The organism is Microbispora sp. H10670 (assembly GCF_014161385.1).
GTDB lineage: Bacteria > Actinomycetota > Actinomycetes > Streptosporangiales > Streptosporangiaceae > Microbispora > Microbispora triticiradicis.
Genome location: NZ_JABBWW010000004.1, coordinates 62,408 through 89,359 on the forward strand (window position 1 = coordinate 62,408; position 26,952 = coordinate 89,359).

At 71.7% G+C, this 26,952-nt stretch carries 25 protein-coding genes and 1 pseudogene; 7 read left to right on the forward strand and 19 right to left on the reverse strand.

The window, feature by feature from the left end; all coding sequences use genetic code 11:
- Nucleotides 1-25: 25 nt before the first annotated feature.
- The 3 genes from HHX33_RS37075 to HHX33_RS07645 all read right to left on the reverse strand — a co-directional run bounded on the left by HHX33_RS37075 (nt 26) and on the right by HHX33_RS07645 (nt 3,948).
- The gene (locus HHX33_RS37075; RefSeq protein WP_220501608.1) at nt 26-2,164 is read right to left on the reverse strand and encodes a histidine kinase; all 2,139 of its coding nucleotides are present in this window, start codon (nt 2,162-2,164) and stop codon (nt 26-28) included.
- A 120-nt stretch (nt 2,165-2,284) separates the two neighbouring features.
- On the reverse strand, nt 2,285-2,863 hold the full coding sequence (locus HHX33_RS07640; RefSeq protein ID WP_182873992.1) for a PH domain-containing protein: 579 nt from the start codon (nt 2,861-2,863) through the stop codon (nt 2,285-2,287).
- Nucleotides 2,860-3,948 carry an adenosine deaminase gene (locus tag HHX33_RS07645; RefSeq protein ID WP_182873993.1) on the reverse strand — a complete coding sequence of 363 codons (1,089 nt, stop codon included), beginning with the start codon at nt 3,946-3,948 and terminating at the stop codon, nt 2,860-2,862. The genes HHX33_RS07640 and HHX33_RS07645 overlap by 4 nt, the downstream gene beginning before the upstream one ends.
- Before the next feature lie 137 nt (nt 3,949-4,085).
- On the opposite strand from HHX33_RS07645, the pseudogene HHX33_RS07650 reads away from it, so the two are divergent.
- Nucleotides 4,086-4,856 (forward strand): annotated as a pseudogene (locus HHX33_RS07650) (RNA-guided endonuclease TnpB family protein); the annotation flags it as partial.
- 122 nt (nt 4,857-4,978) lie between these two features.
- Here the strand turns inward: HHX33_RS07650 and HHX33_RS07655 are convergent.
- Nucleotides 4,979-5,332: a cupin domain-containing protein gene (locus tag HHX33_RS07655; protein ID WP_182873995.1), complete on the reverse strand. Its 354-nt coding sequence runs from the start codon at nt 5,330-5,332 to the stop codon at nt 4,979-4,981.
- 79 nt (nt 5,333-5,411) lie between these two features.
- Nucleotides 5,412-6,827 (reverse strand): MFS transporter, encoded by a 1,416-nt coding sequence (locus tag HHX33_RS07660; protein ID WP_182873996.1) that lies wholly within the window; start codon nt 6,825-6,827, stop codon nt 5,412-5,414.
- 102 nt (nt 6,828-6,929) lie between these two features.
- On the opposite strand from HHX33_RS07660, the gene HHX33_RS07665 reads away from it, so the two are divergent.
- Nucleotides 6,930-7,403, forward strand: a complete 474-nt coding sequence (locus tag HHX33_RS07665) for a MarR family winged helix-turn-helix transcriptional regulator (RefSeq protein WP_182873997.1) — start codon at nt 6,930-6,932, stop codon at nt 7,401-7,403.
- An 18-nt stretch (nt 7,404-7,421) separates the two neighbouring features.
- Here the strand turns inward: HHX33_RS07665 and HHX33_RS07670 are convergent, their stop codons facing one another.
- Both HHX33_RS07670 and HHX33_RS07675 read right to left on the reverse strand, forming a co-directional pair.
- The gene (locus tag HHX33_RS07670) at nt 7,422-8,243 is read right to left on the reverse strand and encodes a VOC family protein (RefSeq protein WP_182873998.1); all 822 of its coding nucleotides are present in this window, start codon (nt 8,241-8,243) and stop codon (nt 7,422-7,424) included.
- A 55-nt stretch (nt 8,244-8,298) separates the two neighbouring features.
- Nucleotides 8,299-9,480: an MFS transporter gene (locus tag HHX33_RS07675; RefSeq protein ID WP_182873999.1), complete on the reverse strand. Its 1,182-nt coding sequence runs from the start codon at nt 9,478-9,480 to the stop codon at nt 8,299-8,301.
- Between the two features lie 58 nt (nt 9,481-9,538).
- Here HHX33_RS07675 and HHX33_RS07680 point away from each other — a divergent pair, with 58 nt between their 5' ends.
- The 3 genes from HHX33_RS07680 to HHX33_RS07690 are packed head-to-tail and all read left to right on the forward strand — an operon-like array spanning nt 9,539 to nt 11,774.
- Nucleotides 9,539-10,516: an ArsR/SmtB family transcription factor gene (locus HHX33_RS07680; RefSeq protein ID WP_182874000.1), complete on the forward strand. Its 978-nt coding sequence runs from the start codon at nt 9,539-9,541 to the stop codon at nt 10,514-10,516.
- Nucleotides 10,517-10,546: 30 nt separating this feature from the next.
- On the forward strand, nt 10,547-11,092 hold the full coding sequence (locus HHX33_RS07685; RefSeq protein WP_220498737.1) for a helix-turn-helix domain-containing protein: 546 nt from the start codon (nt 10,547-10,549) through the stop codon (nt 11,090-11,092).
- 52 nt (nt 11,093-11,144) lie between these two features.
- Nucleotides 11,145-11,774 carry a LysE family translocator gene (locus HHX33_RS07690; RefSeq protein ID WP_182874001.1) on the forward strand — a complete coding sequence of 210 codons (630 nt, stop codon included), beginning with the start codon at nt 11,145-11,147 and terminating at the stop codon, nt 11,772-11,774.
- Nucleotides 11,775-11,797: 23 nt separating this feature from the next.
- Here HHX33_RS07690 and HHX33_RS07695 read toward each other — a convergent pair whose 3' ends face one another.
- From HHX33_RS07695 to HHX33_RS07735, 9 genes are all read right to left on the reverse strand, one after another.
- The gene (locus HHX33_RS07695) at nt 11,798-13,084 is read right to left on the reverse strand and encodes a thymidine phosphorylase (protein ID WP_182874002.1); all 1,287 of its coding nucleotides are present in this window, start codon (nt 13,082-13,084) and stop codon (nt 11,798-11,800) included.
- A gap of 10 nt (nt 13,085-13,094) precedes the next feature.
- Nucleotides 13,095-13,484 carry a cytidine deaminase gene (locus HHX33_RS07700; RefSeq protein WP_111698348.1) on the reverse strand — a complete coding sequence of 130 codons (390 nt, stop codon included), beginning with the start codon at nt 13,482-13,484 and terminating at the stop codon, nt 13,095-13,097.
- The gene (locus HHX33_RS07705; protein ID WP_182874003.1) at nt 13,481-14,752 is read right to left on the reverse strand and encodes an ABC transporter permease; all 1,272 of its coding nucleotides are present in this window, start codon (nt 14,750-14,752) and stop codon (nt 13,481-13,483) included. Before HHX33_RS07705 ends, HHX33_RS07700 begins: the two co-directional genes overlap by 4 nt.
- Before the next feature lie 49 nt (nt 14,753-14,801).
- A complete protein-coding gene (locus HHX33_RS07710; protein ID WP_182874004.1) occupies nt 14,802-15,932 on the reverse strand; it encodes an ABC transporter permease in 1,131 nt (376 codons plus the stop codon).
- Entirely contained in the window at nt 15,929-17,464 is a 1,536-nt protein-coding gene (locus tag HHX33_RS07715) for an ABC transporter ATP-binding protein (RefSeq protein ID WP_182874174.1), read from the reverse strand. Before HHX33_RS07715 ends, HHX33_RS07710 begins: the two co-directional genes overlap by 4 nt.
- Before the next feature lie 102 nt (nt 17,465-17,566).
- On the reverse strand, nt 17,567-18,592 hold the full coding sequence (locus HHX33_RS07720; protein WP_165900500.1) for a BMP family lipoprotein: 1,026 nt from the start codon (nt 18,590-18,592) through the stop codon (nt 17,567-17,569).
- 340 nt (nt 18,593-18,932) lie between these two features.
- Nucleotides 18,933-20,174 carry an amidohydrolase gene (locus HHX33_RS07725; RefSeq protein WP_396784369.1) on the reverse strand — a complete coding sequence of 414 codons (1,242 nt, stop codon included), beginning with the start codon at nt 20,172-20,174 and terminating at the stop codon, nt 18,933-18,935.
- A 242-nt stretch (nt 20,175-20,416) separates the two neighbouring features.
- A complete protein-coding gene (locus tag HHX33_RS07730) occupies nt 20,417-21,589 on the reverse strand; it encodes a glutamate--cysteine ligase (RefSeq protein WP_182874005.1) in 1,173 nt (390 codons plus the stop codon).
- A gap of 38 nt (nt 21,590-21,627) precedes the next feature.
- Nucleotides 21,628-21,834, reverse strand: a complete 207-nt coding sequence (locus tag HHX33_RS07735; protein ID WP_220498736.1) for an SCO4848 family membrane protein — start codon at nt 21,832-21,834, stop codon at nt 21,628-21,630.
- Between the two features lie 93 nt (nt 21,835-21,927).
- On the opposite strand from HHX33_RS07735, the gene HHX33_RS07740 reads away from it, so the two are divergent.
- On the forward strand, nt 21,928-23,217 hold the full coding sequence (locus HHX33_RS07740) for a D-alanyl-D-alanine carboxypeptidase family protein (RefSeq protein ID WP_182874006.1): 1,290 nt from the start codon (nt 21,928-21,930) through the stop codon (nt 23,215-23,217).
- 52 nt (nt 23,218-23,269) lie between these two features.
- Here HHX33_RS07740 and HHX33_RS07745 read toward each other — a convergent pair whose 3' ends face one another.
- Nucleotides 23,270-24,130, reverse strand: coding sequence for an SDR family NAD(P)-dependent oxidoreductase (locus tag HHX33_RS07745; RefSeq protein WP_182874007.1), 861 nt, complete (start codon nt 24,128-24,130; stop codon nt 23,270-23,272).
- Between the two features lie 122 nt (nt 24,131-24,252).
- On the opposite strand from HHX33_RS07745, the gene HHX33_RS07750 reads away from it, so the two are divergent.
- On the forward strand, nt 24,253-24,858 hold the full coding sequence (locus tag HHX33_RS07750) for a TetR/AcrR family transcriptional regulator (protein ID WP_111698365.1): 606 nt from the start codon (nt 24,253-24,255) through the stop codon (nt 24,856-24,858).
- 10 nt (nt 24,859-24,868) lie between these two features.
- Here the strand turns inward: HHX33_RS07750 and HHX33_RS07755 are convergent, their stop codons facing one another.
- Together HHX33_RS07755 and trpS are read right to left on the reverse strand one after the other, a co-directional pair.
- Complete coding sequence (locus HHX33_RS07755; RefSeq protein ID WP_182874008.1) at nt 24,869-25,831, reverse strand: YihY/virulence factor BrkB family protein; 963 nt, start codon at nt 25,829-25,831, stop codon at nt 24,869-24,871.
- 55 nt (nt 25,832-25,886) lie between these two features.
- Nucleotides 25,887-26,900: a tryptophan--tRNA ligase gene (gene trpS / locus HHX33_RS07760; RefSeq protein WP_182874009.1), complete on the reverse strand. Its 1,014-nt coding sequence runs from the start codon at nt 26,898-26,900 to the stop codon at nt 25,887-25,889.
- Between the last annotated feature and the right edge of the window lie 52 nt (nt 26,901-26,952).

The window sequence follows — 26,952 nt, forward strand, 5'->3', positions numbered from 1 at the left end:
GCTCGATTTAAGGGCGCGGCTCGATCTAAGGGCGCGGCTCGATCCGGATTCGCGCGGGCAGCGGCGCCTGGTGGGGCACGCAGGCGTCCAGCGTGAACCGGTCGCCGTCGGCGTGCGAGGTCAGCCGGCCGTCCAGGGCCGCGAGGCGGGTGGTCAGGTTGCCGATGCCCGACGACCCCCACCGCGTCTCCCCCGGCCGCGCGCCGTCGTTGCGCACCCGCAGCCGCAGCCCGCTCTCGTCGGCGCGCATGGTGATCGCGCAGTGGCGGGCCTCGCTGTGCCTGAGCACGTTCGTCACGGCCTCCCTGAGCACGGTGCCCAGCACGGTCTCGACCTCGGCGGGCAGGTCCGGCTCGACCGGCTCCACGGTCACCCGGATCCCGGCGGCCGACAGCACCGTGCGCGCCGACTCCACCTCGGCGGCCAGGGACAGCTCCCGCTGCTCGCCCGACACCGAACGCAGGTCCGCCCGCGCGCCCTCCGCCATGGCGACGACCTCCTCGATCCGCTCCCGCGGGCTCTCCAAGCGGCGGGCCAGCTCACAGGTCAGCAGGATCGCGGCCAGGGAGTGCCCGAGCAGGTCGTGCAGGTCGCGGGCGGCGCGCAGACGCTCCTCGACGATCGCGGAGCGGGCCAGGCTCTCCCTCGCGGCCTGGAGCTCCTTCACGATCTGGGCCAGGCGGAGCAGTGCGTAGACCACCAGCCCGGTGACGAGCGCGCTGATCGTGCTGTTGGCGAGGACGGGGGCGGGCAGGCCGAACAGCATCCCGGCCCCGGCGACGCTCGCCACGATCGCCGCCGCCGTCGGCCACGCGGCCCGCCGGGGGAACGCGAGCAGGACCGGCCCGGCGAGGAAGCCCGCCGCTCCGAGCCAGACGGGTCCGAAGACCGGAACAGGCGCGTACGTGAGGACCGCCATCACCCCGAGCGCCACCATGTGACGCCCGTTCACGGAGCGGAGCTGCATGACGACGATCACGGCGAGGCACGCCGCGGCCGGGACCACGAGGGCGCCGGAGAGCTGGAGCAGCGCCTTGACGCTGAAGCCCACGAGGACGGCCGCGAGCACCGTGACCGACACGGCGTACGACGCGTCGCCGGCGAACCTCGGCAGGAACCGGCGCCGCTCTCCCTCCGCCGGCGATTCCGGAGCACGGGCGTCGCCGGCGCCCGTCTCGCCCGGCGGCGCCTCGATGGAAGGACTGCGGGGAAGCGTCGCCTCCACCACGAAGCGTCCCGTGGGGGACAGACCGGTGGCGAGGGTGCCGCCCGCCTCCTCCAGCCGGAGCCCGTCGAAGTCGGGGCCCTCGGCGGTGCGGTGGCCGTCGTCGACGACACGCAGCCGCACCTTGTCCCCCTGCTCGCTCGTCTCGATGACGCACAGCCGGGCGGTGCCCCGCCTCAGCACGTCGGTGACGGCCTCGCGCAGCACACTCGCCAGCAGCGCCCCACCGGGGCCGAGGGGCTCGGTGTGGCCGCCGCGCACCTCGACGGCGACTCCCGCGACGTCGAGCATCGCCCTCGCCGTGACCAGCTCGGGAGCGAGGGACGTGGCGCGGTAGTTCGCGGAGGCGGCGCGGGCGTCGGCCAGTGCCGCACGCGCGGTGGCGGTCACCGAAGCCAGCACCTCGGCCGCGCCGTCGGGTTCCGCGAGCGCGCGGCGGCCGCCGTCGACGATCACCTCCAGGCTCCGCCCGAGGCCGTCGTTGAGCTCGGCCGCCAGGCGCAGCCGCTCGGCGCCCACGGCCGCGGCGGCCAGCGAGAGCCGGGCGGCGTGCATCTCGCCCGCGCGCTCCACGAGCCGGGTGAGACCGAAGACGACCAGCGCGACCAGCACCACGGTGATCGTCGCGTCGGCCGTCGCCCCGCCGCGGGCGGCGTCGATCAGCGCCGCGCTCACCACCACGAGCGGCGCGAGCACGCGCGCGGTACCACGATGGGCACTGGTCAGCAGCAGCGCACCGGCCAGGAAGCCCAGGATCCCGGTGGAGACGCCGCCGATGACGCTCGCCGTGTAGACGAGGGCGGCCTGCGCGGCGAGCAGCCACCACTTCCTGAGCTTCAGCAGGTAGAGGACCTGCACGCCGAACACCGCCAGCGCGATCGGCGCGCCCGCGACCACGTAGACGCTCGCGAGCGCGGCCAGCACAACGACGACGATCATCCGCGCCAGACGCACTCGGACCCCTTCGGCAAACGACGACCACCCCGGCGTCGCACGGGCATGCCGCGCGGCGCGCGCCAGGCCGCGGTGCGTGCTCCGCCCCCGCTCCCCGCCTCCTGATCAGGAGAGGACGACGGCGGCCACGACCAGCGCGAGCGCGGCGGCCAGGACGGCCAGGGCGGAGGGCGACCAGGTGACCCGGGTCTCGCCGGTGGACGTCTGCCGGCGCGACCTGCTCATCTCCTCAAGCTGCTGGGCCACCCAGTCGGCGTGGGTGCGTCCGCCCACGGCCGCCGTGGCCCGCTCGACGCGGTCCTTCGACGAGGCCGCCTTGACGGCCTGCCCGGCGGCCCTGGCCCGCTCCCGCGCCGTGGCCTGCGGTGTCCAGCAGCGTACGGCCGTCCCGCCCGACTCGATCACGATGGCGCTGGTCACCGAGAGGTCGTCGACGGCGTTCCAGGGGATGTAGGCGTTCCTGAGCACGTTGCGGACGCGGACCCCGCCCTCCTCGGCGAGGATGGCGGGCCGCAGCGCCATGACGAAGACCAGGGCCGTGATGACGCCGAGCACCGCCCCCGCGATCAGCGCGCTGGGCATCCGGCCGTGGGCGATCAGGTCCCAGGTGTTCCAGGCGGCGAACACCAGCCAGGCCCACCCGAAGATCCAGGCCAGCTTGGACCGGTAGATTTGCGGCTTCACGCGCCCTGCCGCATCCGTGCGAAGGCGGGCTTGATCACGCCGTTGATCAGCGCGAGCCGCTCGTCGAACGGGATGAACGCCGACTTCATCGCGTTGACGGTGAACCACTGCAGGTCGTCCCAGCCGTAGCCGAAGGCGTCCACCAGCTCCGCGAACTCCCGCGACACGCTGGTGCCGCTCATCAGCCGGTTGTCGGTGTTGACCGTCACGCGGAAGTACAGGCGGCGCAGCAGGCCGATCGGGTGTTCGGCGATCGACGGGGCGGCCCCGGTCTGCAGGTTGGAGGTCGGGCACATCTCCAGCGGGATGCGCTTGTCGCGGACGTAGGCCGCGAGCCTGCCGAGCTTGGCCTCGCCGTCCGCCGGCACCGTGATGTCGTCGATGATCCGCACCCCGTGGCCCAGCCGGTCGGCGCCGCACCACTGGATGGCCTGCCAGATCGACGGCAGTCCGAAGGCCTCCCCCGCGTGGATCGTGAAGTGGGCGTTCTCCCGCTGGAGGTACTCGAAGGCGTCCAGGTGCCGCGTGGGCGGATATCCGGCCTCCGCGCCCGCGATGTCGAACCCGACCACGCCGAGGTCCCGGTAGCGTACGGCGAGCTCGGCGATCTCCATCGAGCGCGCCTGGTGGCGCATCGCGGTGAGCAGCGTGCCGACCCTGATACGCGTGCCGCCGTCCGGTGCGGCCGAGCCGAGCCGGAACCCCTCCAGCACGGCCTCCACGACCTCGTCCAGCGACAGGCCCTGTGAGGTGTGCTGTTCCGGCGCGAAACGGACCTCGGCGTAGATCACGCCGTCGTCCGCCAGGTCCTCGGCACACTCGGCGGCCACCCTGACCAGCCCGGCACGGCTCTGCATGACCCCGACCGTGTGGGCGAACGTCTCCAGGTAACGCTCCAGCGACCCCGAGTCCGCCGCCTCCCTGAACCAGGCCCCCAGCTTGTCCGGGTCGTACGTGGGCAGTTCGTGTCCGCACTCCCGGGCGAGCTCCACGATCGTCCCGGCCCGCAGCCCGCCGTCGAGATGGTCGTGCAGGAGCACCTTGGGCACCCTGCGGATCTCCTCCAGAGTGGGCAACTCGTTCATCAAAGCCTCCGAGAAACCCCCGCCTTCGGGCGGAGGAGGAATCGGACTGCCTGCGGGGGCAGGGCAGGGATAGGCGTTTCGCCGCAAAGCGAACCGCTGTACGAATTCACGCGATCGTCAACTGATCGGGTGGCATGATGTGCGGCGTGGCGCAGACGGTGAAGCGGGCCTACAAGTACCGCTTCTACCCGACCTCCGCGCAGGCCGCCGAGCTTGCCCGGACGTTCGGGTGCGTGCGCCTGGTCTACAACAAGGCCCTTGAAGAACGTACCCGCGCCTACACCAGGGAAAGCGCCCGCGTCTCCTACGCCGAGTCCTCGGCCGCGCTGACGGCGTGGAAGCGCACCGAAGAGCTGGCGTTCCTGGCCGAGGTGTCCAGTGTGCCGCTGCGCAAAACCGCAGGCAGCGGCAATCGGGCCAAGGCCAGGGTGAAGGTCGCCCGCCTGTACGCGCGGATCGCCGACCGGCGCCGGGACTTCCTGCACAAGCTTTCGACTCGGCTCGTCCGTGAGAACCAAACGGTCGTGATCGAGGACCTGACCGTCCGCGCCATGGTCAAAAACCACTGCCTCGCTCGCGCCATCTCCGACGCCTCCTGGCGGGAACTGCGCTCGATGCTGGAGTACAAGACGGCCTGGTACGGGCGGGAACTCGTGGTGATCGACCGGTGGTTTCCCAGCTCGAAGCTGTGCTCGGCCTGCGGGACCCTGCACGAGGCGATGCCGTTGCACGTCCGGGAATGGGCGTGCGCCTGCGGCACGGTCCATGACCGGGACGTCAACGCCGCCAACAACATCCTCGCCGCCGGGCTGGCGGAGAGGTGAAACGCCTGTGGAGCTGGTGTAAGACCTCAACGAGAGCCCTCTCGGACGAGGCGACCGGCGGCGAAACAGGAAGACCAACCTGTGAGGGTTGGAATCCTCTCTCTTCAGGGAGGGGAGGATGTCAATCGCCCTCCTCACCGCGGTCGTACATCCGGCAATCCTATCCACGGACCCGGATCGGGCGGCCTGGCGAGATCCGCCGTCGCTCAGTCCTCGCGGTTGGCGGTGTCCGGGGAGAACGCGGGCAGGCAGACCGCCACGTACTCGGCGCCGGACGGCCCGGCGCTGTAGCGGATCTTCTCTCCCGGCTCGCTGGCGAACGCCTGGCCCGCCTCCACGACGGTCGTCCCGCCCTCGTGCTCCACGACGACCGACCCCTTGAGGACGAGCGTGTACTCGGCGAACGCGGGGGCCTGCGCGGGCTCGCTCCAGTCCGCGGGCGCCACCATGTGGGCGATGGAGACCTGTTCGTCGCCGCTGTTGACGCGGCCGACGTACTCGTCGATGACCTTCCCGCCCGGCACCGGCACCCGGGTGGGTCCCTCGATCTTCCTGACCATGCCGACCAGTGTCGCAGTGGGCGGCGCCCGCCACGAGCCCGGGGGCCCACGCTCCCCCGGGCTCGCATTGGCGAGGTGATCAGACGAGTTCCGGCACCGGTTCCTCCCTGGCCTCGACCGGCCGCCGGAACCGGAGCCCCGAGACGGCGACCGCCAGGCCGGCGAGGGCGAACCCGGCCGAGACCAGGATCGCGGCGCGGAACCGGGTGATCGGGTCACCGCCGTCCGCCCCCGCGGTGAGGACGGCCGTGACGATCGCCAGCACCACCGCGCCGCCGACCTGCCCGGAGGTGTTCAGCAGCCCGGAGGCGAGCCCCTGCTCCTCGTCGTCGACCCCGGCGGTCGCCTGGATGTTGAGCGAGGGGAAGGACAGCGCGAACGCGACGCCCAGCAGAAGCATGCCGGGCAGCACCATCGTGAACAGGCCGGGGTGCAGGTCCACCCGCAGGAACACCGCGTAGCCCGCGAGCAGCGCGACCGACCCCACCACGATGAGGCGCGCGGTGCCGAAGCGGTCGGCGAGCCTGCCCATCGTGGTCGAGCCGACCGCGACCAGCAGTCCGGCCGGAAGGAACGCCAGCGCGGTCGTCAGGGCGCTCCAGCCCAGCAGGTTCTGGAAGTACTGCATCGCCACGAACTGGAAGCCGACGTACGAGCCGAACAGGATGACCAGCCCGACGTTGGCCCGGACGAGCGGTGCGGAGCGCAGGATGCCGAGCCGGACCAGCGGGTGCCGCACCCTCCGCTCCAGCCGGACGAACAGGCCGACCAGGGCGGCGGACGCCGCCAGCGACACCACGGTGCGCGCCACGCTCACCTTGGGCGCCTCGACCACGGCGAAGACCATGAGCAGCATCGCGGCCGTGATGGTCACGGCGCCGAGGAGGTCGTGGCCGCCCTCCCCGCGCTCATCGCTCCGCTCCAGCAGGCGCGCCCCGGCCACCAGCGCGATGATCGCCACCGGTACGGGCATGAGGAACGTCCAGCGCCATCCGATCTCGGTGAGCACGCCGGACAGCACCAGCCCGAGTGAGAAGCCGCTGGCGCCGGAGGCGGTGAAGATGCTCAGCGCCCGGTTGCGGGCGGGTCCTTCGGCGAAGGTCGTGGTGATGATGGACAACGCGGCCGGCGCGGTGAACGCGGCGCTGACGCCCTTCGCGAAACGGGCCGCGATCAACAGCGTCCCGTCGCTCATCAGCCCGCCGAGCAGCGAGGCGACGGCGAAGAGGACCAGGGCCGACAGGAACACCCGGCGACGGCCGAGCAGGTCGGCGGTCCGGCCCCCGAGCAGCAGCAGACCGCCGTACCCCAGCACGTAACCGCTCACCACCCACTGCAGCGAGGTGGTGGTCATCCCGAGATCGGCCTGGATGGACGGAAGCGCCACCCCGACCATCGACACGTCGAGAGCGTCGAGGAACACGACGGCGCAGAGCACCGTGAGGGCACCCCACAGGCGGGCCCCCCAGCGCTCGTCCTTGGTGGAGGAAATCATGGGCCAGAACTTACATGCACGCGCATTCAATGCACAAGCATTTAATGTTGTTGCATGTAGTTTGCGTGGGTGGTATGGTCGCGCGCAGAAAGGCGGTCGCGCATGAACGACACCGACACCGATTTCGTGGTCATGGCCTGGCGCGCGCTGCTCGCCCGTCACGCCGAGGTGTCATGCGTCCTGGAGCGCGAGCTCAGCGACAAGCACGGGCTCGGAGTGAGCGAGTTCGAGGTGCTGGAGCGCCTCGCGGAGGGCCGGTCGTCCTGCCAGGAGCCGGGCGAGGTCAAGTTCCGCGTGCAGGGCCTCGCCGACCAGGTCCACCTGAGCCAGAGCGCGCTCTCCCGCCTCATCGCGCGGCTGGAACGCGAGGGACTGGTCGCCCGCGCCCTGTGCGAGGCGGACCGGCGCGGAGTGTTCGTGCACATCACCGAGGAGGGCCGCCGCCGGCACGCCGAGGCGACCCCCACCCACAGAGCGGTTCTGTCCGCGCACCTGTTCCCGCACCTCGTCGACGCCGGCTGCGCGAAACCGGCCGAGGACGCCGCTCCGGAGGACGCGACCTCCCGCCAGGCCTGACCGCCACGGGCGGGTCGGTCAGGCGGTGCCCGCGAGGGCCAACGGGACGCCGTCCGGGTCGACGAGCAGTCCGTCCGCCGCGACCCAGGCGCCGGACGCGACCAGCCTCCCGGCCTCCCTCCCGGGGTCGTCCACCGCGAGGGCGACGTGCCGGAAGCCGCGCCGGCCGGGGTCGGCCGTCCACGGGCTCGACGTCGTCGCCGCGGTGAACGTGAACACCTCCAGTACGGCAGGCCCCGCCAGCAGGTAGGTGATCAGGAAGCCCCGGGGATCCTGGTCCTGGGTGATCTGGCCGATCACCTCGTACCCCAGGGTGTCGCGGTAGAAGGCCAGCGCGGCGTCGAGCCCTCCCGACGTGATCGCCACGTGGTCGAAGACCGGCGGCGCCGTACGCGGCCTGCTCAGGGTGGCCAGCCGTTCGCGTTCGGCGAGTTCGGGCGAGGCGACGCGGTGATACCGGAGGTAGTTGTCGGTGATCTCCAGGTGCGTGCCGTCCGGGTCCTGGAAGAACGCGATGCGCACGCCGCCGACCGCGTCGAGCGGCGGGAGCGTGAAGGGCACCCCGGCGTCGCGTACGCGCTCGGCCCGCAGGTCGACGTCCCCGACCTTGAAGCCGATGTGCCGGATGCCGCGCTGGAGGTCGTCGTTCACCCAGCCGCCGAGGTCGCCGTCGCCCGTCTCGACGAGCTTGAGCAGTACGGGACCCGCCGTCAGCCAGGCCACCCCCGCCCCTCCGGCGGGGCCCTCCACCTCGGCGAGGTCCAGCAGGCTTCGGTAGAAGTCGAGCGAACGGGCCAGATCGGCGACGCCGATCTCGACATGCCGGATGTCCCTGGACACGTGCCTCCCTCCGTCACGGCCCGCCCCGGCAGCGCCGGTCACGAAGCCCTGATCTCTACGCACGTGAGACTTTCCCATATCTCTCCGGACGCAGGCCGGGCGCCAGGGCCAGCGTGACCGCGACGGAGACCGCGGCCATCGCGGCCATGGCGGCCGAGGCCGAGGTGAGCTGGGCGACGGAACCGGCGATCGCGGCGCCGACCCCCTGCATGGTCATCGTTCCGGACGACTGCAGCCCCAGCGCCTGCCCGCTCATCTCCTCGGGCGTGACGGCCATGAGGCGTTCCTGGAGAAGCAGGCCGGCCGAGTATCCGGCCGAGGCGAGCACCACGGCCGCGACCGCGAGCGGCAGGGCGGGGTGCAGGAGGAAGACCAGGTACGGCACGGCCAGCAGCAGCCGCAGCGGAGCGCTCAGCCGCTCGCGCCACCACTTCGGGACGAACCGCCCCACCAGGGTGTCTCCCGCGAGCATCCCCGCGGCGGCGGAGGCGAACAGCGTCCCAGCGTGCCGCGGATCATAGGCGACGTACAGCGACTCGCAGCCGACGATCAGTCCGTTGGGCACCCACAGGGCCAGGTAGAGATGACGGCGCGCCGGCGACGACCACAGCCTTCGATTGGTCCGCCACGTCTCGGCGGGCGAGGGCCGTCCCTGTGCCCGGGGCGGACGGGCGGCGAGCCCCCATCGGGCGACGAGGGCGGCGGCGAGGTCCAGCCCCGCCCCCACGAGCAGGGTGCCGCGCGGGGAGAGGGCGGTCACGAGCACGCCCCCGGCGGCGAAACCCACGATCTGCTGGACGCCGGCCGACATGTTGAGCACCGAACGGCCCAGCAGGTATCCGTCCCTCGGCAGGATCTCGTTGAGCAGCCCGAACCTGACCCCGCTGCCGAGGGACGCGGCGAGCCCCATACCGAGGACGACGGCGAACAGCGCCCACAGCGGCAGGCCGGGTACGGCGAGCACGACCGTGCCGCCGCAGAACACCAGCGCCAGGCCCGTCATCGCGGCGCGCGGGGGCAGCCGGTCGGCCGCCGACATCAGCGCCACCGCCCCGAGCACCTGGGAGAAGGACGCGCCGAACATGCTCAGCGCCGACAGCAGCGGCGACCGCGTCGTCCCGTACACGAGCGTGCCGAGCGCCAGGCCGCTCATGGTCGAGGCCGCCACCTGCGCGGAGGAGAAGGCGAACAGGGGTGTGAACTCGGGCGTGCGGAAGAGGTCCCGATAAGTACGCATGGCAGGACCTTTCATCAGCACCCCGCGTCGCCGTTACTGTTTCGCGGGGAGGCGAAACGTGGGCTGGTGGCTGGTGAACGCGGACACTCTCGCGGAGAGCCGGTTCGTCGTGTCCCCGCTCGCCGAGGCCACCGCCTGCCTGCTCAGCTTGGATAAGGAGTCGGCCCGGAACCCGGCGGAGCGCGCGTGGCTCGACGCGCACCTGCCCGCGTACCGCGCACACCTGGCCGGTGATCCGGTCACCGCGCTGCTGCTGAAGGCCGCGCGGGGACGCGGCTGGATCGCCGACTTCCTCACGCCCGCACCGTCGGGCGAGGGCGACGCGGTCTTCGAGGAGGAGGTGGCCCGCGTCCGCGCGACCCCGCCCGAGACCGCGCACGCCGACATCGAGGTGGCGCTGCGCGGGCCGCTGCCCGCTCCGCTGCGGCGTACGGACCTGCCCGAGCGCGCGGCGGACCTGCTGGAGTGGGTGTGGACCCGGATCGTGCTGCCCGACTGGCCGCGGCGACGGCGGATCCTGGAGGCCGACGTCGTCGCCCGCGCGGACCGGCTGAGCCGGGACGGCTGGGCCGCCGCGCTCGACGACATGCGGCCGGGGATGCGGTGGCTCGGCGCCGACCGGCTGCAGATCAACACCTTCGACTACCCGCCGAGGCGGATCGGCGGGGCCAGGCTGATGTTCGTCCCGGTCACGCCGCGCGAGGCGTGGGCCACCTGGGCCGACCGCCGCTACGCCCTGGTCTACCCCTGCTCCGGCGCACTGGCGGAGCCCGGCGGCCCGGCGGCCCCCGAGGCGCTGGGCAGGCTGCTCGGACCGGCGAGGGCGCGGGTGCTCGTGCTGCTCGCCGCGCCGAAGAGCACCACCCACCTCGTGGCGCTCACCGGCCGGCCGCTCGGGTCCGTCGGCCGCCACCTCAGGGTGCTCCTCGACGCCGGTCTCGTACGGCGCCGCCGCACCGGGCGGTCCGTCCTGTACTACCGCACGCCCCTCGGCGACGCGCTCGCGGAGACCGACACGGATTGTCGTTCGTTATAATGAACGTATGGTTCTTCTCAGAATGACATTGTGAGCGGGGCGGCGGCGGCGATCGGTGCGCAGATCCGACTGCGCCGGCAGCAGCGCGGGATGAGCGCGGCCGAGCTCGCCCGCCGGGCCGGTCTCGGCAAGGCGACGCTGTCCAGCCTGGAGGCGGGCACCGGCAATCCGACGATCGAGACGCTGGAAGCCGTCGCCCTGGCCCTGCACATTCCCCTGACCGACCTGCTGACCAGGGACACCGACGCCGGTCCCGTCCACCTGCCCTCGACGCTCGCGGCCGCCGACGGTCCGACACGCGAACTGCTGCGCCGCATCGGCAGCGGGCACAGCCTGGAGCTGTGGCGGCTGCGCATGCCCCCGCGCACCGACCTCGACGGCATCCCGCACGCCCCCGGCACCGTCGAACACCTGCTGGTCGCCGCGGGCGAGGTCACGGCCGGGCCGGCCGACGACCCCCGCCTCCTCGCGCCGGGCGACCTGCTGGCCTTCGCCGGCGACCGCCCGCACCGTTACAGCACCGGCGACGGCCCGGCGGACGTCACGGTCGTCATCGCCTCGCCCGTGACCGGCTGAGCCGATCGAATCCCCTCCACGGCCGGCCGGACCGGCCAGGAAGGACCAGCCCATGTCGTGGTTGCCGATACTCCCCCTGCTCGGCGTCTGGATCCTGGTTGTGATGAGCCCGGGTCCCGACTTCCTCATCGTGCTCAGACACTCGGCCGGAGGGTCACGGCGCAGCGGCGTACGCGTGGCCGCGGGCGTCGTCACCGGCATCGGGGTGTGGGCGATCGCCGGTCTGTTCGGCGTCACCATGCTCGTCCAGCGGTTCGAGTGGCTCTACACCGCCGCCCGCGTCGCCGGCGCGCTGTTCCTCGTCGCGTTCGGCGTCGCGACCATCCGGGCCGCCCGCAGGCGGTCGCCCCAGACCGACGACGAGCCGCCGGCCATCGCCGCGCGCCGTCCGGGCAGACTGCGCGAGTGGCGCGCCGGGCTGCTGACCAACCTCGCCAACCCGAAGGCTCTGGTCTTCTTCGGCGCCCTGTTCGCCAGCCTGCTCCCGCACCACGCGAACCTCGTCATGCGGGCGGTCACGCTCGGCGCGATGCTGGCCGTCGCGTTCGCCTGGTTCTCCGCCGTGGCCTTCCTGGCCGGCAGCCCGTGGATCACCAGGGGCTACGGGCGGCTGAGGAAGAGGCTCGACCTGCTCACCGGCGGCCTGTTCGTCGGCATGGGCGCGCTGCTCATCCCCCGCTGAGCCGGGCCGGAAGGCGCGGGAGGTCAGGCGGTGACGCGGTCGATGACCAGGGGCAGCAGGTCCGCGCCGCCGTCCACGCCGATCTCGTACGCGCCGTCGAGCGCCTGGAGGGCCCGGTCGAACCGGCCGGCCTCGTCGGCGTACAGGGTCATCAGCGGGGCACCGGCCCGGACCTCGTCGCCGGGCTTGGCGTGCAGGACGACGCCCGCGCCCGCCGACACCGGGTCCTCCTTGCGGGCCCGTCCGGCGCCGAGCCGCCAGGCCGCCACGCCGATCTTGAGCGCGTCGAGCGTGACCAGCGTGCCCGAGGCGGGAGCGGTCACCACGGCCGACTCGGCGGCCTTCGGCAGCGGCGCGTCCGGGTCGCCGCCCTGGGCGCCGATCATGCGCCGCCAGGCGTCCATCGCCGAGCCGTCCTTGAGCGCCTGCCCGGGATCCCGGGCGCCCGGCACGGCGGCCGCCTCCAGCATCTCCTCGGCCAGCCGCACGGTGAGCTCGACCACGTCGGCCGGGCCGCCGCCGGCGAGCACCTCGACGGCCTCCTCCACCTCCAGCGCGTTGCCGACCTTGAGGCCGAGCGGCCGGTCCATCGCGGTCAGCAGGGCGACCGTGCGCACCCCGGCGTCGGTGCCGAGCTCGACCATCGTCCGGGCGAGCTCGCGGGCGTCGTCCACGGTCTTCATGAACGCGCCCGAGCCAGCCTTCACGTCGAGCACCAGCGAGCCCGTGCCCTCGGCGATCTTCTTCGACATGATCGAGGAGGCGATCAGCGGGATCGACTCGACCGTGCCGGTGACGTCGCGCAGCGCGTAGAGCTTGCGGTCGGCGGGCGCGAGGCCCGCGCCCGCCGCGCACACGACCGCGCCGGCCGAGTGGATCACGCCGAGCATCTCCTCGTTGGACAGGGACGCCCGCCAGCCGGGAATCGACTCCAGCTTGTCCAGCGTGCCTCCGCTGTGCCCGAGGCCGCGCCCGGACAGCTGCGGCACGTACGCGCCGCACGCGGCGACCAGCGGGGCCAGCGGGAGAGTGATCTTGTCCCCGACCCCGCCGGTGGAGTGCTTGTCGGCGGTGGGCCGGTCGAGGGCGGACCAGTCCATCCGCTCCCCCGACCTGATCATGGCCTGGGTCCAGTCCGCGATCTCCCTGCGGTTCATGCCGTTCAGCAGGATCGCCATCAGCAGCGCCGACATCTGCTCGTCGGCCACCTCGCCGCGCGTGTACGCGTCGATCACCCAGTCGATCTGGGCGGCCGACAGCTCGCCGCGGTCCCGCTTGGCGACGATGACCTCGATCGCGTCGAACCCCACGTTTCCCCCTTTATCGCGAAAGGTCGTCTGGCCCGAAGGCGAACGGCAGGAAGTCCGCCATCCGCATCGGCCCGTCGGGCGTCTCCACCAGCAGATCGGCGCCGCCGTGCTCGAACAGCAGCTGGCGGCAGCGCCCGCACGGCATCAGCAGCTCGCCGTGGCCGTCCACGCAGGTGAAGGCCACCAGCCGGCCGCCGCCGCTCGCGTGCAGCGCCGAGACGAGCCCGCACTCGGCGCACAGCCCGATGCCGTACGACGCGTTCTCCACGTTGCAGCCGGTGACGGTGCGGCCGTCGTCGGCCAGCGCCGCCGCGCCCACCGGGAACTTCGAGTACGGCGCGTACGCGTGGGTCATGGCCTCGCGGGCCGCCTCGCGCAGCGCCTCCCAGTCGATGGTCATTTCGCCTGCCCCCTTCGGTACGGGACGCCGTCGGCCGCCGGCATCCGCAACCGCTGCGATGCCAGCGACAACACCAGCAGCGTGGTCAGGTGGGGGGTGAACGAGGTGAACTGCTCTGGAACGGTGTCCGTCAGGGCGAAGACCGCGAACACCGCGATCGCCACGACGCCGGTGACGAGCGCCGCGACTGCCCGCCGCTGCCGTACGAGCTGGTAGACCGCCACGGCGGCGAGCAGCAGCGCGACGACCAGCAGCAGCGCGTGCACCGAGATGCCGCCCTGGCGGAGCTGGAGCGCGTCGGTGTAGCCGAACAGCGCGGCGCCCCCGGCGAGCCCGCCCGGCCGCCAGTTGCCGAAGATCATGGCGGCGAGGCCGATGTAGCCGCGCCCGCCCGTCTGGCCGTCCCGGTAGATGCCGGCGGCCACCAGCGACAGGAACGCGCCGCCGAGCCCGGCGAGCAGGCCGGAGACGAGCACCGCGGCCCACTTGTAGAGGTAGACGTTCACGCCCAGCGACTCGGCCGCGACCGGCCGCTCGCCGCACGCCCGCAGGCGCAGCCCGAAGGGCGTGCGCCACAGGATGTAGAGCGACAGCGGGACCAGCAGGATCGCCAGGATCGTGAACCAGGACACGCCCTGGGTGATGCCCCGCAGCACGCCCGCGAAGTCGGACAGCACGAACCAGTGGTTCGCCTCGACGGTACGCAGCGGGTCGTCGAGGAAGCCCAGGCTCACCGTGCCCATCTTCGGCAGCGGCGGAGAGTTCTTGGTGCCGCCGCCCGGCATGCCGTTGAAGACGAGCTGGGACAGGTACTGCGTGACGCCGACGCCGACGATGTTGATCGCGACGCCGGAGATGATGTGGTCGACGCCGAAGGTCACCGTCGCGACCGCGTGGATCGCCGCGCCCAGCGCACCGCCGACCGCGCCGGCGAGCACGCCCGCCCACGGGCTGTGGAACTGGAGCGCGCCCCAGGCGCCGAACCACGTGCCGAGCACCATCATGCCTTCGAGGCCGATGTTGACCACGCCGGCCCGCTCCGACCACAGGCCGCCGAGCCCGGCGAGGCCGATCGGCACGGCGAGGCCGAGCGCGGCGCTGACCGTGCCCGCCGACGTGATGTCGTTCGCCCCGGTCACCAGGCGCGCGACCGACAGCAGCACCACCAGCCCGGCCAGCCCGAGCAGGAGCACCGGCGCCGACAGCCGGAACCGCCGCGCCGGAGGCGTCTCGACCGGGCGCTCGACCGGAAGGTCCGTCGCCGTCATGCCGTCTCCTCAGTTCCGTCCGCCGCGCCGCGTTCACCGATTCGCCCGCTCATACCGCCGCCTCCGCCCTGGGCGGCTCCGCCGGGGCGGCGAGCTGGCGGCTCACCCGGCGCTGCTCCGCCACGAGCCGGTACCGGTGCACCAGCTCGTACGCGATGATCACGGAGAGCACGACGACGCCCTGCATGATCTGGACGATCTCCTTGGAGATGTCGAGCAGCTGGAGCTGGTTCGACGAGTTGTCGAGGAAGCTCCACAGCAACGCGCCGACCGCCATGCCGACCGGGCTGTTGCGGCCGAGCAGGGCGATCGCGATGCCGGTGAAGCCGAGGCCGGCGGGGAAGTTGTTGCTGTACTTGTAGGAGGCGCCGAGCAGCTCCGGCATGCCGATCAGGCCGGCGATCGCCCCCGACATGACCATCGTGACGACGATCATCTTCTTCACGCCGACCCCGCTGGCCACCGCGGCCGACTCGGACTTGCCGGTCGCCCGAAGCTCGAAGCCGAACCGGGTGCGGTTGAGCACGACCCAGTACGCGGCGCCGAGCAGGATCGCGACCACGATGAACCCGTTGACCAGCACCGGCGTGCCCGCGACGAGCGGGATGCCGGGCACGTGCGCGTCGTCGGGGATCGGCCGGGTGCCGAGGTCGTTGCCGGTCAGCACGCCGAAGTGCTCGCTGACCAGCCAGGACCCGAGGCCGGTGGCGATCGCGTTCAGCATGATGGTCGAGATGACCTCGCTCACGCCCCGGTAGACCCGGAGCAGGCCGGCGATGGCGGCCCACAGCGCCCCGACGACCACCGCGGCGACGACCACGAGGACGATGTTCAGCACACCGGGGACGACGGCGGCGCCGCCGAGCCCGGCCGCGATCACGGCCGCCAGGCGGTACTGGCCGTCCACGCCGATGTTGAAGAGGTTCATCCGGAAGCCGACGGCCACCGCGAGCGCGGAGATGTAGTACATGACCCCGGTGTTGAGGATCATGACCATCGACCGCGGCTGGGTGCCGTAGTCCGCGAGCGTGGTGAACGCCTCCACCGGCTCCTTGCCGGCGACGAGCAGGACCACCGAGGTGATCAGCACCGCGAAGACGACCGCGACGACCGGCGCGGCCACGGCGAGCCAGCCGCCCAGCCGAACCCGGCCGAGCACCCGGTCGAGGAAGCCGTTCATACGCCCTCCCCGGCGCCGGTCATCGCCGAGCCCAGTTGCTCGGGCGTCACGTTCGCGGGATCGACGTCGGCGACGATCCTGCCGCGCAGGATCACCTTGAGCGTGTCGGACAGCCCGATCAGCTCGTCCAGGTCCGCGGAGATCAGCAGCACGGCCAGCCCGGCGGCACGCGCGGTGCGCAGGTGGTCCCAGATCGCCGCCTGCGCGCCGATGTCGACGCCGCGGGTGGGATGGCTGGCGATGAGCAGCACGGGGTCACCGCTCATCTCGCGGCCGACGATCAGCTTCTGCTGGTTGCCGCCGGACAGCGCGGCGGCGTCCACGTCGATCCCGGGGGTGCGGACGTCGTAGTCCTCGACGATCCGCCGGGTGTCGGCCCGCGCGCCCGCGCGGTCGATCCACGGCCCCCTGACGTTCGGCCTGCGCGTCTGGTGACCGAGGATGCGGTTCTCCCACAGCGGGGACTCCAGCAGCAGGCCGTGCCGGTGGCGGTCCTCGGGGATGTAGCCGATCCCGCCCGCGCGCCGTCTGAGCGTCGGCCACTGGGAGATGTCGGCGCCGCCGAGGGTGAGCGCGGCCACCTCGCAGGGGCGCATGCCCATGATCGCCTCGACCAGTTCCGCCTGGCCGTTGCCCTCGACGCCCGCGATGCCGAGCACCTCGCCCTTGCGGATGTCGAAGCTCACGTTCTCGACCACCGGCCGCCCGTCGCCGGTGCGCACGGTCAGGTCGCGTACGGACAGGGCGACGACGTCGGTGACGGTCGACTCGCGGGTCTCGGGGCTGGGCAGCGCGCTGCCGACCATGAGCTCGGCGAGCTTGCGGGAGGTGACGTCCTTCGGGTCCACGGTCGCGACCGTGGTGCCCCGCCGGATGACGGTGATCGCGTCGGCGACCCGCAGCACCTCGTCCAGCTTGTGGGAGATGAACAGGATCGTCAGTCCCTCGCGGACCAGGCCGCGCAGGTTGTCGAACAGCTCGTCCACCTCGTGCGGCACGAGCACGGCGGTCGGCTCGTCCAGGATCAGGATGCGGGCGCCCCGGTAGAGCACCTTCAGGATCTCCACCCGCTGGCGGTCGCCGACCCCCAGTTCCTCCACCGGCACGTCGGGGCGCACGCCCAGGCCGTACGCGTCGGAGATGTCCTTGATCTTCCTGCGCGCGGCGGCGAAGTCGAGGGCGACCCCGCCTCGGCGGGGCTCGCTGCCGAGCACCACGTTCTCCAGGACGGTCAGGTTGTCGGCCAGCATGAAGTGCTGGTGGACCATCCCGATGCCGGCGGAGATGGCGTCGGCGGGAGTGTGGAACCCCACAGGTGACCCGTCGACGCGGATCTCGCCCTCGTCGGGCCGCTGCATCCCGTAGAGGATCTTCATGAGCGTGGACTTGCCCGCGCCGTTCTCGCCGACGATGGCGTGGATGTGCCCTCGGGCGACGCGGAGGTGGATGTCGCTGTTGGCGACGACTCCCGGGAACCTCTTGGTGATCCCGGAGAGCTCTACTGCGGGTGCCGTAGCGGTGGCGACGGTAATGGCGGCCTCCTCCTCGCGGAGTGCCCGATGACGGTCAAGTGGTAGTCAGAGTAGAACAAAAGGGCCCGGGGCGGGTGCCACCGGGCCCCTTGATTGCGCAGGTCAGGAGCTCGGGACCGAGATCTCGCCGCTGATGATCTTCTGCTTGTACTCGTCGATCTTCGGCTTGATGTCGTCGATCTTGCCGCCGGTCGTGGAGTAGTCGACGCCGCCGGCCTTGAGGTCGTAGATGGCCGGACCGGCCTTGACCGTGCCGGAGGTGAAGTTCTTCAGGAAGTCGAAGACGGCCACGTCGACCTTCTTGATCATGGACGTCATGATCACGTCCTTGAAGTCGGCGTACGCCGGGAGGGCTGCCTGGTCGGAGTCGACCCCGATCGCCATCGCCTTGGCGGCCTTGGCCGCCTCGAACACGCCCCCGCCGGAGCCGCCGGCCGCCTGGTAGACCACGTCCGCGCCGGCGTCGTACATGCCCGTCGCGGCGGTCTTGCCCTTGGCCGGGTCGCCGAAGCCGCCGAAGTCCGGGGGCTGGGTGAGGTACTTGGTCTGGATCTTGATGTCCGGCTTGACGGCCTTCGCACCGGCCTCGAAGCCCGCCTCGAACTTGTGGATCAGCGGCACGTCGACGCCGCCCACGAAGCCGATGTTGCCCTTCTCGGACTTCAGCGCCGCCGCGGCGCCGACGAGGAACGACCCCTGCTCCTCGGCGAACATCAGGTTGGTGATGTTGTCGGCCTTGGCGGCGTCGTCGTCGACGATGGCGAACTTGACGTCGGGGAACTCCTTGGCGACCTTCACCAAGGGGCCCGAGTAGACGAAGCCCACCGCGATGACCGGGTTGTACCCGCCGTTGGCGAGCAGGCGCAGCCGCTCCTCCTTCTGGGCGTCGGTCTCCCCCGCCGTCGCCTCCAGTTCCTTCTTCTCGATCTTCAGCTCCGACTCGGCCTGGTCGAGGCCCCTGGCGGCGGCGTCGTTGAACGAACCGTCGCCGCGGCCGCCGATGTCGTACGCCATGCCCACCTTCGCGCCGGCGGCGGCGGGCGCGGAGGACGCGCCGGCCGTGGCTCCGGTGGTGGTGTCGTCGCCGCCCCCACACGCGGCGGCGGCCATGAGCAAGGCGCCACCCATGGTGGCGGCGGCCAGTCTGCTAACTCGATTGCGGAGCAAGGTGTTGACTCCCCTTCCGTTCCCCGCCGTCCCTCGTCGCACGCACGCAGGAACGCACGGCAACCCTGCACGGAAGATAGTTGTTTGACCTGCATAGACCAAACCCGCATACCACTCCGCAACATGTCCGTTATTGACCCCAGTCCGGGCTGTGACCCGGGGACAGCCTGGGAAAACTCGGTCATGCGGGCCGGACGATCACGCGGGTGGGCGGTCTGCGCGGCGAGGGCGGCGCGGAGGCGTCAAGCGGGAATCCGGGCGGTGCGGCAGGTCGGGACCCGCCACGCACCGCCCCGACGTGTCAGCGGTTGCCGCCCCACAGGGCGGTGAGCGCGGTGGCGGCGAGCACCTTGACGCCGATGCCGATGGCGCGCTCGTCCACGTCGAACTGCGGCCGGTGGAGGTCGACCTCGTCCACGACCCCCGGCGGGCGGGTGCCGAGCCGGGCGAGCGCGCCGGGCACCGATTCGAGGTACCAGGAGAAGTCCTCGCCGCCGAGGCTCTGCGGGGTGGGCACGGCCCTGCCCTCGCCGATGATCTGGGTGACCGCGTCGTGCAGCATCTGGATGCTGGTGGCCTCGTTCACCGTGGGCGGCGTGCCGCGCCGGTAGTCGATCTCGGCGTCCACGCCGTACGCGCAGGCGACCGAGTCGAGCAGCGCCTTGACGAGGTCGGGGGCCTGGTGCCAGGCCTCCTCGTCCAGCGACCTGATCGTGCCCTGGGCCATGCCGACGTCCGGGATCGCGTTGGCCACGGACCCGGCCGAGATCTGGCCCCACACGAGGCTGAGGCTGGACCGGGGGTCCACGCGCCGCGACAGCGCGGCCGGCAGCTCGGTGACGATCTTGCTGAGCGCGTAGACGAGGTCCACGGTCAGGTGGGGCCGGGCGGTGTGCCCGCCGGGGCCGGCCACCCGGATGCGCAGGCTGTCGCACGACCCGGTGATCGGGCCGGTGCGCAGGCCGACGTGGCCGGCGTCGAGGCGCGGGTCGCAGTGCAGCGCGAAGATGCGGTCGACGTCGTTCAGGCCGCCGTCGCGCATGACCTCCAGGGCGCCGCTCGCCACCTCCTCGGCGGGCTGGAAGATCAGCCGTACCCGGCCGGGCAGCGCGCCCGCGTCGGCCTGCGACGCCAGGAACAGCCCCGCGCCGATGACCATGGTGGTGTGCACGTCATGGCCGCAGGCGTGGCAGGCGTTCGGGTTCGTGGAGCGATAGGGGACGTCCTTCTCGTCCTCCATCGGCAGCGCGTCGATGTCGGCGCGCAGGGCGATCGTCGGCCCTTCGCCCCGGCCGAGGTCCACCCACAGGCCGGTCCCGCGGGACAGCGGGTGCGGCGTGAGACCGGCGTCGGTCATGCGCTCGGCGATCTTCTCCGTCGTGCGATGCTCGCTGAAGGCGATCTCCGGATGCGCGTGCAGATCGCGCCGGAACTCGATCAGCTCATCGTTGTGCTCGCGAAGGAAGTCCGCCAGTTGCCCGGCCAGGTCGGCACTTCCTGGCACGGCCGCGTCCGGCGTAGCGAGCTTCGATGAGGTGGCCACGGGTCTTCCCTTCTCCGGTGAGCCGTCCCGGCCACGGGTCATCGGATCGTCCATATGATCACTAAAAGTCATGAAAAAGCCCAGAAGGGTCGAGCGGGCGTGTCTCGCCTCCACCGACCCTTCATTCACAATCCTTCCATGCCGCGGCCCCTTGATACGGCGGATTGCCCAGTATTTACACCGGTCACCGCCTGTTGTCAGAACTGCGGCGAAGTTTCCCGGTACATCTCAGGCGTACCCCTTCAGGAGCCCGAATGCCCGGCGTCGCGGTTGGGGTTCGACGTCACGAACCTGTCCTCGGCGAGCTCGATGATCGTGGCATCGACCACGTCCTGGAGGCTCCCTCCGTCGGCGAGGATCGCCCGCTGGCGCTCGGAGGAGCTTCCCTGCTCCAGCACGTCGGTCACGACCGCCAGTTCCTCGGCACAGCCGAGCCGCTCGGCGACCGGTTCGAGTTCGCGCTGAAGTTCATACAATACGTCGCGCATCGGCGCCGTGGAGCCATGGTCGTCGGTGATCACGTCCGCGTCGAGACCATACCGCGTCGCGCGCCACTTGTTGTCACGCACCACCCACGCCGCCGGATGCGGCAGCGTGTAGCCCCGGTCGATCTGCTGGTCGAACTGCTGCACGAGGCACTGGGACAGCGCGGCGACCATGCCGACCTCGCGCGGCGTGGGGATGCCGTCGAACATCCGGATCTCGATCGTGCCGAAGTCGGGGTGCGGCCGGATGTCCCACCACACCTCCTTGATGCTGCGGATCGTGCCCGCCTTGATCAGCGTGTCCATGTACTCCTCGAACTCGGCCCAGTCGGCCAGCAGGTGCGGCGGCCCGGCGGTGGGCAGCGAGCCGAAGACGATGGCCCGGCTGGACGCCAGCCCGGTGTCCTGCCCGCCCCAGTAGGGGCTGGAGGAGGTGAGCGCGAGGAAGTGCGGGAGGTACGCCGCGAGGGCGTTGACGATCGGGATGACCTTGTCGCGCTCCCGGACGCCCACGTGGACGTGCACGCCGAACGTCTGGATGCGCCAGGCGAGCCACTGCATCTCCTCGACCAGCTCGACGTACCGCTGGTTGGGCGCGTAGACGGCGTCCCGCCAGTCGCTGATCGCGTGGGTCCCGGTGCAGGCGAGCGCGATGCCGCGCGGCTCGACCGCCTCGGTCAGCCGGCCGATGCTCTTGCGCAGATCCTGTACGGCCTCGGCGACCGTGTGGCAGACGTCGGTGATGATCTCGACCTGCGACTGCATCAGCTCGTGCATCGCCTTGGGCCGCTGGCCCTCACTGAGGTCGGGGACCGCGGCGAGCACGTCCCTCGCGTCCTGGCGCAGATGCCGCGTGTGCGTGTCGACGAGCTGAAGCTCCCACTCCACCCCGAGCGTCGCACCCCGCGAGGGATTGAACTCGATCGTCACCGCTTGCCTCCATCACTTGGTCGTGCCGGACAACGTCGTCAGAGGTCAGCCCTACCCCTCATCCATCCCCGCACGCCCACGGCCGCGAGCGTCAGCGCCAGGAGGATGTTCACCGCGATCAGCACCCCGTGGACGACATAGAAGGACGTCTTGTGCCCGTCGGCGAGGTTGAAGCCCAGGTTGATCCACTCGAAGATCATGAACGCGGCGAGCGCCACGAGAAAGGCGGAGACACGTCTCGTCATGCTCACAGTATCGACGGCTCTCCGCGTGGCCCCGAGGTCTATGGGGCATATGTCGCTTCATGCGAAAACAGTCGAGGCTAGGCTGAGCCACCTATGGGGACGAACCTACGGGCCCTCACCGCGGCCGGGGCGACGGCGGGGCTGCTGACGACGGCGCTGCTCGGCGCCTCTCCCGCCGCCGGAACGCGTGCCGTGCCGAGTCCGCCGGCCCCGCGGGCGAGCGGGACCGCGGCCGCCGGGACGACCGGAACGGCGGGGGCCGCCACCGTCGGCGGGGAACGGCTGGCCGGTCACGGCGTCATCGCGCCGGACGGTTTCAAGGCGCCGCCCAAGACCGAGTCCTCCGCCTACCTCGTCGCCGACGCGGACACCGGCGCGGTGCTCGCGGCGAAGGACCCGCACGGGCGCTATCTGCCGGCGAGCACCCTGAAGACGCTCACGGCCGTGACGCTGATCCCCAGACTGGACAAGAATCGCAAGATCAAGCCGAGCGAGAAGGCCTGCAACGTCGAGGGCAGCGCCGTCGGGATCGTCCCCGAACCGATCTACAAGATCGACGACCTCATGCGTGCCCTCCTCATGGTCTCCGCCAACGACGCCGCGGTCGCGCTCGCCGAGGCCAACGGCGGCCTGCCCAGGACGCTCGCCGACATGAACAGACAGGCGCGCAAACTCCAGGCGTACGACACGGTGGCCAAGACGCCGAACGGCCTGGACGCCCCCGGCCAGCGCAGCTCGGCGTACGACCTCGCCCTCATCGCCAGGGCCGGGCTGGCGATGCCGGCCTTCCGCGAGTACATCAGCACGAAGGTCGCCAAGTTCCCGGCGCCGAAGGACTACGGCAAGAAAAAGAAGAAGAAGCACCACGACGACTCCGACCCCAGTGAGTCTCCGGCGCCCGCCTACTACGAGATGGCCAACCACAACCGGCTGCTCGGGCGTTACAAGGGCATGCTCGGCGTGAAGAACGGCTGGACGTCGAAGGCTCTCGGCAGCTTCGTGGGCGCGGCCCGCCGCGACGGCCACACGATCATCGTCGTGATCATGCATCACCCCGGCGGCTTCTGGGAGGAGGTCTCCAAGCTGCTCGACTGGGGCTTCGCCGCGCGCAGCCGGGTCGCCCCCATCGGCGAACTGGTCAAACCGGTGCCCGACCCCGCGCCCTCGTCGTCCGCCCTGGCCGTACGGCCCACGCGGACGCCCGGCGCGGCGGACGGCTCGGGCGGTGACGCGCGCCGGGTGGCGGGCAAGGAGCCTGCCGCGGGCGGCTCGGGGATGGCCGTCCCCCTGCTCGCCGGTGGCGGCGCGCTGGCGGCGCTCGCCCTCGGCGGCGCGTACGCCCTGCGCCGCCGCCGGAGGACCCCCGGCGACACCGCCGGCTAGACGGCCCCTGCCGGACGGCGCCCGTCGAACAGCGCCCGTCGAACAGCGCCCGTCAGACAGCGGGAGGGGCGGGGATGGCGTGCTCGGCGGCGCGGCTGACCTCCTCCCACTGGGCCCAGGTCTCCATCCGCCGGCGGGAGACGTCGAAGGCCAGGTCGTAGGCCGTGCCGCCCAGCAGCAGCCGCAGCGGCGGCTCGTCGCTCCCGACGAGCCTCAGCACGGCCTCGGCGGCCAGCCGGGGGTCGCTGTCCACCGATCCCTCGGCCCACTGCTTCTCCAGCTCCGCCCGCAGGGGTGCGTAGTCAGGGATCGGCGTGGTCGCGGTCATGCCGCTGTAGAGGTTGGTCCAGTAGCCGCCGGGCTCGACGATGGTGACCCTGACCCCGAACCGCGCGGCCTCCATCGCCAGAGCCTCGCTCATCCCCTCCAGAGCGAACTTGCTCGCGCTGTACAGCCCCGTCGTGGGGAAGCCGCCGAGCGCTCCGATGCTGGAGATCTGCACGATGTGCCCGGACCCCTGGGCCCGCATGCGGGGCATTACGGCCTGACCGACCCACAACGCGCCGAAGAAGTTGGTCTCCATCTGGGCCCGGGCCTCGGCCTCGGTGAACTCCTCGATCATCCCCATGGACATGATCCCGGCGTTGTTCACCACGACGTCGAGCCGGCCGAAGCGTTCGGCCGCCCGGGCGACCGCGGCGAAGACCGCCGCGCGGTCGGTGACGTCCAGAGGGTGCACGAGCAGCCTGTCCTCGTGCCCGGCGGCCATGTCCTCCAGCGGCGCCACGGTCCGGGTCGCGGCCACCACCCGGTCGCCGTTGTCGAGCGCGGCCCGGGTGAACGCCCGGCCGAGGCCCCGCCCCGCACCGGTGATGAACCAGACCCGGCCCGACTCGTCGGTCGTCGTACGCATGCGGCTCCAATCGGATTGTCGATACTGGACGAGACGTCTCGTCTCGTTTGACCAATAGTGACGTCGCATCGGAAGCATGTCAAGACGGACCGTCTCGTCCCATTCTTGGTAGGTTCGGCGGCATGACGGCACAGCACGGCACGACTCCCGGCACGAGACGCCGCAGCGAGGCCTCACGGCGGGCCATCCTCACCGCGGCGTTCGAACTCGTCGGCGAGGTCGGCTACGCGAAGCTGAGCATCGAGGGGATCGCCGCCCGGGCCGGGGTCGGCAAGCAGACCATCTACCGCTGGTGGCCCTCCAAGGGAGCGGTGCTCTTCGACGCGTTCCTGATGCTCAGTGAGGGCGAGGGCGATTCGCCGGCGCTGCCCGACACCGGCGACCTGGAGGCCGACCTGAAGACGGTCCTGCGCGCCACGGTCGCCGAGCTGAACGACCCGCGGTACGACGAGCCCATGCGCGCGCTCAACACGGAGATCCCGCACGACCCCGCGCTCGCCGCGGCGTACGCCGAACGGCTCGACCGGCCGATGAAGGAGCTGAAGAAGCAGCGGCTGCGCAGCGCGCAGCGGGCCGGGCAGCTCTCCGGGGACCTGGACCTGGACGTCGCGATCGAGATGCTGTGGGGACCGCTGCTCAACCGGTGGCTCCAGCGCAGCGGCCCGCTCACTCCCGAGTACGCCGACACGGTCGTGGAGACCGCGCTCAAGGGGTTGCGCCCGCGTTAGAGGCGCGCGGTCACGCGGGACCGGTGGTGGGGGTGGTCGCGGGCGAGGGAAGCGGAGTGGGCTCGGGAGGCGGGCCGAGGGTGGCCGTCGCCGTCCACGCGGCGGCGTAGAGGATCACCCGGGCCGACAGGTTGATCCACAGCAGCAGCCCCACGACCACCGCGAACGTGCCGTACACCGGGTTGTGCAGGGTGCTGGAGAGGATCAGCGCGGCGAGCTGCTTGAGCACCCCGAATCCGACCGCGCCCAGCAGCGCGCCCTTGAGCACGACGAGGAACGGCTGCCCCGGTTTGGCCAGCCAGCCGAGGATGACCAGGAAGAGCAGCAGGTCGGCGACGAGGCTCGCGGCCACCCCGGCGAGCCAGACGCCGAGACCGGCGAGCGGTGAGGAGCCGAGGCCGAGCCAGCCGGCGACCGTGTTCGTGGCCCCGGTGGCGAAGCCGCTCGCGATCACCGAGGCGAGCAGGACGACACCCATGAGCACGAGCGCGACGAGGTCGCGCAGCTTGCCGACGAAGTAGTTGAGCGGCGGCTCGCAGGTCATCCAGACGGTGCGCAGGGCCCCGCGCAGCGCGTCCATCGCGCCCAGGCCGGCGTAGACCAGGCCGAGCAGGCCGATGAGCCCGGCCCGCGCCCGCGCCCCGGCGAGCTGGTCGATGTGCAGCTGCCCGGCGAGCCCGGGAAGCTGGCTGTTGATCGCCTCCGTGAGCGTGGCGAGCGCGTCCGGGCGGATCGTCACGACGTACCCGAACAGCGCGAAGGCCAGTGCGATCAGCGGGAAGAACGACAGGAACGCGAAGTAGGTGATGGCGCCGGCCAGCCGGTCGCCCGTCTGCACCTGGTAGCGCTGCACGGTCCGGATGAGATGGTCGAGCGCGCGGAAGCGGATCCGGTTGCGCTCGACCCACACTCGGCCCGTCGCCTTGACCGCGTCCACCCGCCGGGTGACCTGCTCGACGATCCCCAACCTCATCGCGGTTGTCTACCCCGCGGAGCGGGCTCGATGCCTGCTCGCGCAGGCGTGCCGGTCAGCCGAGGGGCGGGGACGGCAGCAGGCCGAGGCGCTCGCGCACCTGGGCCATCGTCTCGCGGGCCACCGCCCGGGCCCGGGCCGCGCCCGCGACCAGCAGCCGGTCGAGCTCGGCCTCGTCGGCCAGCAGCTTCTCCGTACGCTCGCGGATCGGGGCGAACGTCTCGATGACCGCCTCGGCGACCTCCTTCTTGAAGGTGCCGTAGCCCTGCCCGGCGAACCGGGCCTCCAGCTCGGGGATCGGCGTGCCGGTCAGCGCGGACTGGATCCGCAGCAGGTTGGTGACGCCCGGCTTGTTCTCCTCGTCGGCGACGACCTCGCTGCCGGTGTCGGTCACCGCGCGCATGATCTTCTTGCGCAGCGCGTTCGGCTCCTCCAGGACGTCGATGATGCCCTGCGGGCTCGACGACGACTTGGACATCTTCGCGGTCGGGTCCTGGAGGTCGGTGATCTTCTCGACCTCCTTGAGGATGTAGGGGTTCGGCACCTTGAAGGTCGGGCCGTAGCGGCTGTTGAAGCGCTGCGCGAGGTCGCGGCTGAGCTCCAGGTGCTGCTTCTGGTCCACGCCCACCGGCACCTGGTCGGCCTGGTAGATCAGGATGTCGGCCGCCTGGAGGATCGGGTAGGTGAACAGGCCGACTCCGGCCGAGCTCTCGCCGTACCTGGCGGACTTGTCCTTGAACTGGGTCATCCGCCCGGCCTCGCCCATGCCGGTCTGGCAGATGAGGTACCAGGCGAGCTCGCTGTGCTCGCGTACGTGGCTCTGGGCGAACACCGAGGCGCGCTCCGGGTCGAGGCCCGCCCCGAAGAGCTGGGCGGCGGCGACCCTGGTGCGGCGGCGCAGCTCCTCCGGCTTCGGGGAGACCGTCAGCGCGTGCAGGTCGGCGATGAAGAAGAAGGCCTCGTGGGTGTCCTGCAACGCGACGTACTGCCGGACGGCACCGAGGTAGTTCCCCAGGTGGAACGAGTCGGCGGTGGGCTGGATGCCGGACAGGACGCGAGCGAGAGCCATGGGGCAATTCTGTCAGGACTCCCGGGCTGCCCGCGACACACGCGCCGGGCCC

Bases quoted from the DNA above. Each gene is read 5' to 3' on its own strand.
- HHX33_RS07750 (WP_111698365.1), top strand. From the start codon at position 24,253: ATGACGGCACAGCACGGCACGACTCCCGGCACGAGACGCCGCAGCGAG.
- HHX33_RS07755 (WP_182874008.1), bottom strand. From the start codon at position 25,831: ATGAGGTTGGGGATCGTCGAGCAGGTCACCCGGCGGGTGGACGCGGTC.
- HHX33_RS07655 (WP_182873995.1), bottom strand. From the start codon at position 5,332: ATGGTCAGGAAGATCGAGGGACCCACCCGGGTGCCGGTGCCGGGCGGG.
- HHX33_RS07710 (WP_182874004.1), bottom strand. From the start codon at position 15,932: ATGAACGGCTTCCTCGACCGGGTGCTCGGCCGGGTTCGGCTGGGCGGC.
- HHX33_RS37075 (WP_220501608.1), bottom strand. From the start codon at position 2,164: ATGATCGTCGTCGTTGTGCTGGCCGCGCTCGCGAGCGTCTACGTGGTC.
- HHX33_RS07690 (WP_182874001.1), top strand. From the start codon at position 11,145: ATGTCGTGGTTGCCGATACTCCCCCTGCTCGGCGTCTGGATCCTGGTT.
- HHX33_RS07720 (WP_165900500.1), bottom strand. From the start codon at position 18,592: ATGGGTGGCGCCTTGCTCATGGCCGCCGCCGCGTGTGGGGGCGGCGAC.
- HHX33_RS07700 (WP_111698348.1), bottom strand. From the start codon at position 13,484: ATGACCATCGACTGGGAGGCGCTGCGCGAGGCGGCCCGCGAGGCCATG.
- HHX33_RS07665 (WP_182873997.1), top strand. From the start codon at position 6,930: ATGAACGACACCGACACCGATTTCGTGGTCATGGCCTGGCGCGCGCTG.
- HHX33_RS07675 (WP_182873999.1), bottom strand. From the start codon at position 9,480: ATGCGTACTTATCGGGACCTCTTCCGCACGCCCGAGTTCACACCCCTG.
- HHX33_RS07735 (WP_220498736.1), bottom strand. From the start codon at position 21,834: ATGACGAGACGTGTCTCCGCCTTTCTCGTGGCGCTCGCCGCGTTCATG.
- HHX33_RS07705 (WP_182874003.1), bottom strand. From the start codon at position 14,752: ATGACGGCGACGGACCTTCCGGTCGAGCGCCCGGTCGAGACGCCTCCG.
- HHX33_RS07745 (WP_182874007.1), bottom strand. From the start codon at position 24,130: ATGCGTACGACGACCGACGAGTCGGGCCGGGTCTGGTTCATCACCGGT.
- HHX33_RS07645 (WP_182873993.1), bottom strand. From the start codon at position 3,948: ATGAACGAGTTGCCCACTCTGGAGGAGATCCGCAGGGTGCCCAAGGTG.
- trpS (WP_182874009.1), bottom strand. From the start codon at position 26,900: ATGGCTCTCGCTCGCGTCCTGTCCGGCATCCAGCCCACCGCCGACTCG.
- HHX33_RS07660 (WP_182873996.1), bottom strand. From the start codon at position 6,827: ATGATTTCCTCCACCAAGGACGAGCGCTGGGGGGCCCGCCTGTGGGGT.
- HHX33_RS07740 (WP_182874006.1), top strand. From the start codon at position 21,928: ATGGGGACGAACCTACGGGCCCTCACCGCGGCCGGGGCGACGGCGGGG.